A 5,215-nucleotide genomic window follows, 5' to 3' on the forward strand; every position below is an offset into this window, starting at 1 on the left:
GGCCGGAACAATCGTTCCGGCCCGCCCGGCTTCTGCGTTCCCTGCGGGGCTACAGCGGCGGCTGGGCGGCGAGTTCCTTCGCGGCCTCGGTGAGGTCCTTCACCGTGTCGATCGCGCGCCAGTAGGCCCCCTGGGGCAGCGGATAGCCCGCCAGGCGCCGCTCCCTCGCCAGTTGGGGGAACGTGGTGCGCTCGTGGTCGCCACGCTCGGGGAGGAGGTCGGTGAACTCGGGGTCGAAGACGTACACCCCGGCGTTGATCAGGAACGGCGACGGCGGCGACTCGACGAAGTCGAGGACCTGACCGAACTCGTTGGTCTCGACGGCGCCCCAGGGGATCCGGGGGCGGGCCAGGGCGAGCGTCGCGGTCGCGGCCCGCTCGAAGTGGAAGGCGGCCATCTCGCGCAGCGAGAAGCGGGTCCAGATGTCGCCGTTCGTGGCGTACCACGGCTCATCGGGCCGCGGCAGCGTCTTCGCGGCGTACTTGAGGCCGCCGCCCCGCCCGAGCGGCTCGGTCTCGACCACCGTCGTGACCCGGAGCGGCAACTCGGTCGCGGCCAGCCAGTCCTGGAGGACCTCAGCAAGGTGGCCGCACGAGACTACGGCGTCGGTGACGCCCTCGGCGGCCAGCCATGCGAGTTGGTGGCCGATGATCGGTGTCCCGGTGCCCGGGATCTCGATCATCGGCTTGGGGCGGGTATCGGTATAGGGCCGCAGTCGCGAACCTTGTCCTCCGGCGAGGAGAACGGCCTGGGTGACGGAAGGGAGCGGTCCTGTCATGAAACGCACCCTACGTGAGCCCACGGCCCGGGGTCAGCCGACCGAGGCAACGCCGGTGGCAAAGGCGGTGTCGCACACCGGACGCGACCAGTTCTGAGCGCGCTGGGAGCCGTAACGGGCGGCCGCGGCACGGCCGAGCGAGCGGGCGATGGACGTGCAGTACTGGGCGAGCGAGGGCCGTTCTGCCATCTCCCGCTGAAGGCTGGTGAGCGCGACGCCCGGGCTCTTCTCCTGGAGCTCCGTGAGCAGTCGGCGGCGCAGTACCTCCTGCGGGGCGGACCGAGTGACGTCCGCCGCCTGCGGATGCGCGGCGGTGAGGGTCTGAGCCTCGGATGCCGACGTGGCCCACGGGACGCGGGTGACGGCGAGGGTCCCGGAAAGTACGAGGACGACCGGGAGGACGAGAGCGAGTGTCTTGCCGATGCGGCTGGCTACCTGGTTCACGGCAGTGATGGTAGCGAGGAGTAATGATATGGCGACATTTAGCCACTCTGACGAGTGACGAAATCCGCGTAATCCGTTTGGGGAGGGTTGACGAACATGCTCGAAAGGCCGACGTGTGAGGGCATTTGTCGACAGACGTCCAACGCGTACGGCCCGGCCCTCCACGCAGGAGGACCGGGCCGTACGCGTCAGCCGGAGGTGACGAACACCGCCGAGCCGTCATTCACCGAGCTGTCAGTGGTTGAACTGTCGGTCGTCGAGCTGTCAGTCGCTGAGGCGCTCGCCGGTCGAGGTCGAGAAGACGTGCGTCTCCCCGCCGCGCGGCACCACGTGCAGCACCGCGCCCTTCTCCGGGATCTCGCGACCGCCGACCCGGATGACCAGGTCCTGGTGCTCGCCGCCGACCTGGGCGGAACCGTAGACGTAACCGTCGGCGCCGAGCTCCTCGACGACGTTGACGGTGACGGCCAGGCCCGCCGGCTCGTCCTTGGCGAGGGACTTGGCCTCGCCGTTCACGATGTCGAAGTGCTCCGGGCGGACGCCGACCGTCACGGTGGTGTCGCCCTTGTCGGCGGCCGCCTTGATCGCGTCGCGGTCCACGTTCACGATCGAGTTGCCGAACTTCGCGCCGCCGTCGACGATCGGCACCTCGACCAGGTTCATCGCCGGCGAGCCGATGAAGCCCGCGACGAAGAGGTTGGCCGGCCGGTCGTACATGCTGCGCGGAGTGTCGACCTGCTGCAGCAGACCGTCCTTGAGCACCGCGACGCGGTCGCCCATCGTCATGGCCTCGACCTGGTCGTGGGTGACGTACACCGTCGTGACGCCCAGCCGGCGCTGCAGCGAGGCGATCTGCGTACGCGTCTGCACACGCAGCTTGGCGTCGAGGTTCGACAGGGGCTCGTCCATGAGGAACACCTGCGGCTCACGCACGATCGCGCGGCCCATCGCCACACGCTGCCGCTGACCACCGGACAGCGCCTTCGGCTTCCGCGCCAGGTACTCCGTGAGGTCCAGGATCTTCGCGGCTTCCTCGACCCGCTTGCGGATCTCCGCCTTGTTGATCCCGGCGATCTTGAGCGCGAAGCCCATGTTGTCCGCGACAGTCATGTGCGGGTACAGCGCGTAGTTCTGGAACACCATCGCGATGTCCCGGTCCTTCGGCGGCAGGTGCGTGACGTCGCGCTCACCGATGCGGATCGCGCCGGCGTTGACGTCCTCCAGACCGGCGAGCATCCGCAGTGAGGTGGACTTGCCGCAACCGGACGGGCCGACGAGGACGAGGAACTCCCCGTCGCCCACATCGATCTGCAAGCCGTCCACAGCGGGCTTCTCGGAGCCCGGGTATATCCGGGTCGCCTTGTCGAACGTAACAGTGGCCATGCTGATGGTTCCCTTCACCGGCAGGAACGTGCCGGACGATCCGAGTAAAGGAATGAGGTCTAGTCCAGAAATCATGGACTTCCGGTGACGCTACCTGCCCGACCATCCCCTTGTCAGCAGCCCCGGCCCGACGAATTTTCGGCCTTCCCCCCTCTACCCGCTGGGTACACTGCTTCCTGGCGGTCGCCCATGAACGTGGACGGCCCGCCATGCCGCCTTAGCTCAGCTGGTAGAGCACCGCTCTTGTAAAGCGAAGGTCGTCGGTTCGAATCCGACAGGCGGCTCTCTTCTTGGCCAGCCAGAACGCCCCGGACCATGATCGGTCCGGGGCGTCTGACATCTACGGCTGACCTCGGCGGGGGCGGTCACCCACGGTTCAGCCGCGATCGAGGCGGCGCGCATCCGCGCGGCGCAGCACACAGCTATGCGGGGCTCCGCCCCACACCCCGGCCCTCCCTCGGAGCGGGCAGAGGGCGCGAGTCATGTGCGGGTTCGTCGTGGTGCGGGGCGGCAAAGCTGCCCGACCGAGGAGGGACCCACCTCGGGTGCAGGGTCGTGTCGCGGAACCGTGGCGGGTGGTTTCGGCGTTTTGTACTCACGGAGTGTCGTGTGTTCCTACGCTTGGCCACCGGCAGGGGTCGGGTGACGTGCAGTCAGGGGCGGGCGTGAGTGCGGAGATTGTTCAGCTGGTGGAGCAGGCCGGGCCGTATCTGTCGGCGGCGGTGGGCGCGTACGGGGCGGCGGTGTTCAGCCGGGCCGAGGAGGCGGCTGTGGATGCAACGGCGAGTGTGGGGCGGCGGATTCTGAGGGCGGTGTGGCACCGCCGGGACGGCCAGGGCCGCGCCGCTTTGGAGACCGCGGTGCGGGAGGCTGCCGAGGAGCCGGACGAGGAGGATGCGGCGGGGGCGTTGCGGCAGCAGGTCAAGCGGGCGTTGCGGGAGGACGCGGAGTTGGCGCGTGAGGTGGCCGGGCTGCTGTCGGCGGCGGGCGGGGTGACGGTGAACGTGTCGGGGACGCGGGCGATCGGCGCGCAGCACATCGGTATCGCGGTCTCCGGCGACCACGCCGCCATCGAACCGCCACAGCGGTGAGCGCGGCGGTCCCGGGGGAGCCGGTGCGGGTGGCGGTATCTGGGGAGCGTTCGATCGGGGCCGAGTCGATCGGGGTCGCGATCAGCGGGGACAACGCGCGGGTGGTGGTGCTGCCGGCTGAGGCAGTGCACTGGGCGCTGACCGTTCAGGCGCCGCCGCAGGCGGGGTTCTTGCCGGAGTCGGTGTCGGGGATCTTCGTCGGCCGTGAGCAGGAACTGACCGACCTGCGGGGGATGCTGGCGGGCGGGGGCTCGGCGGCGGTGGTGCAGGCGCGCGTGCGGGCTGTTCACGGGCTGGGCGGAGTGGGAAAGAGCACCCTGGCCCTGCACTACGCCGACCGCTACCGGAGCGCCTACACGCTGGTGTGGTGGATCACCGCCGAGTCCCCCGAGTCGATCGTGACCGGTTTGGCGGGGCTGGCCATGAGGGTGTGTCCGCAGTGGGCGCAGGCGGCCGAGCCGGACGAGCGGGCGGCGTGGGCGATCACCTGGTTGCAAGCGCACCCGGGCTGGCTGCTGATTTTCGACAACGTCGAGGACCCGGCCCACCTTCGCCCCTACCTGGGCACCCTGGCCGGCGGGCACCACCTGGCCACCAGCCGCAGGGCCACCGGATGGCACGCCCTGGCCCCCACCATGGCCCTGGGTCTGCTCCCCTTGGACGAGGCCGCCGACCTGCTGTGCACCCTGGCCTTCCCCGGCCGCACGCCTACCGGTGCGCAGCGGGATGCGGCGCGGCAGCTGGCCGAGGTTCTGGGGTGTCTGCCGCTTGCCCTGGAGCAGGCTGGCGCCTACGCGTACCGGACCGGCATCGACCTGGACACCTACCGCTGGTCACTGGGACTGGTCCTGGATGAGGATCGTGACGTCTTCGACCCCGAGCGCACCATCGCCCGGATCTGGGAGAAGACACTCACCGCGCTCACCAGTAGCGACCCACTGGCCGTCACCCTCCTGCACGCCATGGCCTGGCTGGCCCCCGACGACATCCCCCGCACCCTCCTGGCCCCCCTCGCCCCCAACCCGATCGCGTTGGGCAACACCCTCGGAGACCTGCACGCCTACAACATGATCGCCTTCACCGACGACCGCCAGGGCGTCAGCGTCCACCGCCTCGTACAGACCGTCCTCCGCACCCGCACGCGCACCCCGGCCGAGTCAGAGCGCGACCTCTACGCCCCGGGCCGCTCAGAGGCCGAACAGGCCGTCCGGCAGGCCCTGCCGACCCCGCCGGACGGCCCCCTGCCCGAAATGACCGCCCCGTGGGAACGCCTGCTCCCGCACGTCTTGGCCCTGGCCGAGTCCACACCACCGGACACCCCCGCCTCAGCCGACACCGCCGACACCTACCACCAGGCCGCCCAGTACCTGTACCGGCAAGGCCGCGACGCCCACACCATCGCGCTGCGAACCGCCACCCTCGCCCAGTACGAACAGGTGCTGGGCGACGTCCACCCCTCCACCCTGCAAAGCCGCAACGACCTCGCGGGCGCCTACCGGGCGGCGGGGGATCTGGGGCG

The 5,215-nt window shown here is 70.0% G+C and carries 5 protein-coding genes and 1 tRNA gene; 3 read left to right on the top strand and 3 right to left on the bottom strand.

The annotated features are described in order from the left end of the window. Positions 1-49: 49 nt before the first annotated feature. The 3 genes from ACFXJ5_RS38645 to ACFXJ5_RS38655 form a co-directional block, all read right to left on the bottom strand. Complete coding sequence (locus tag ACFXJ5_RS38645; protein WP_384642349.1) at positions 50-778, bottom strand: NDP-sugar synthase; 729 nt, start codon at positions 776-778, stop codon at positions 50-52. 33 nt (positions 779-811) lie between these two features. Beyond that, positions 812-1,222 carry a hypothetical protein gene (locus ACFXJ5_RS38650; protein ID WP_384642352.1) on the bottom strand — a complete coding sequence of 137 codons (411 nt, stop codon included), beginning with the start codon at positions 1,220-1,222 and terminating at the stop codon, positions 812-814. 264 nt (positions 1,223-1,486) lie between these two features. Next, positions 1,487-2,605: an ABC transporter ATP-binding protein gene (locus ACFXJ5_RS38655; protein ID WP_384642354.1), complete on the bottom strand. Its 1,119-nt coding sequence runs from the start codon at positions 2,603-2,605 to the stop codon at positions 1,487-1,489. Between the two features lie 211 nt (positions 2,606-2,816). Here ACFXJ5_RS38655 and ACFXJ5_RS38660 point away from each other — a divergent pair. The 3 genes from ACFXJ5_RS38660 to ACFXJ5_RS38670 form a co-directional block, all read left to right on the top strand. Beyond that, positions 2,817-2,889: transfer RNA gene (locus ACFXJ5_RS38660), tRNA-Thr, on the top strand. A gap of 381 nt (positions 2,890-3,270) precedes the next feature. Further along, positions 3,271-3,696, top strand: coding sequence for a hypothetical protein (locus ACFXJ5_RS38665; protein ID WP_384642357.1), 426 nt, complete (start codon positions 3,271-3,273; stop codon positions 3,694-3,696). Between the two features lie 29 nt (positions 3,697-3,725). After that, the coding region (locus ACFXJ5_RS38670) for an NB-ARC domain-containing protein (protein ID WP_384642359.1) at positions 3,726-5,215 on the top strand (1,490 nt) is incomplete at its 3' end.

It is taken from the genome of Streptomyces sp. NPDC059373 (assembly GCF_042751495.1).
Lineage (GTDB): Bacteria > Actinomycetota > Actinomycetes > Streptomycetales > Streptomycetaceae > Actinacidiphila.

Excerpts from the sequence above, each read along its gene's own strand:
- ACFXJ5_RS38645 (WP_384642349.1), bottom strand. The coding sequence starts at position 778 with ATGACAGGACCGCTCCCTTCCGTCACCCAGGCCGTTCTCCTCGCCGGA.
- ACFXJ5_RS38655 (WP_384642354.1), bottom strand. The coding sequence starts at position 2,605 with ATGGCCACTGTTACGTTCGACAAGGCGACCCGGATATACCCGGGCTCC.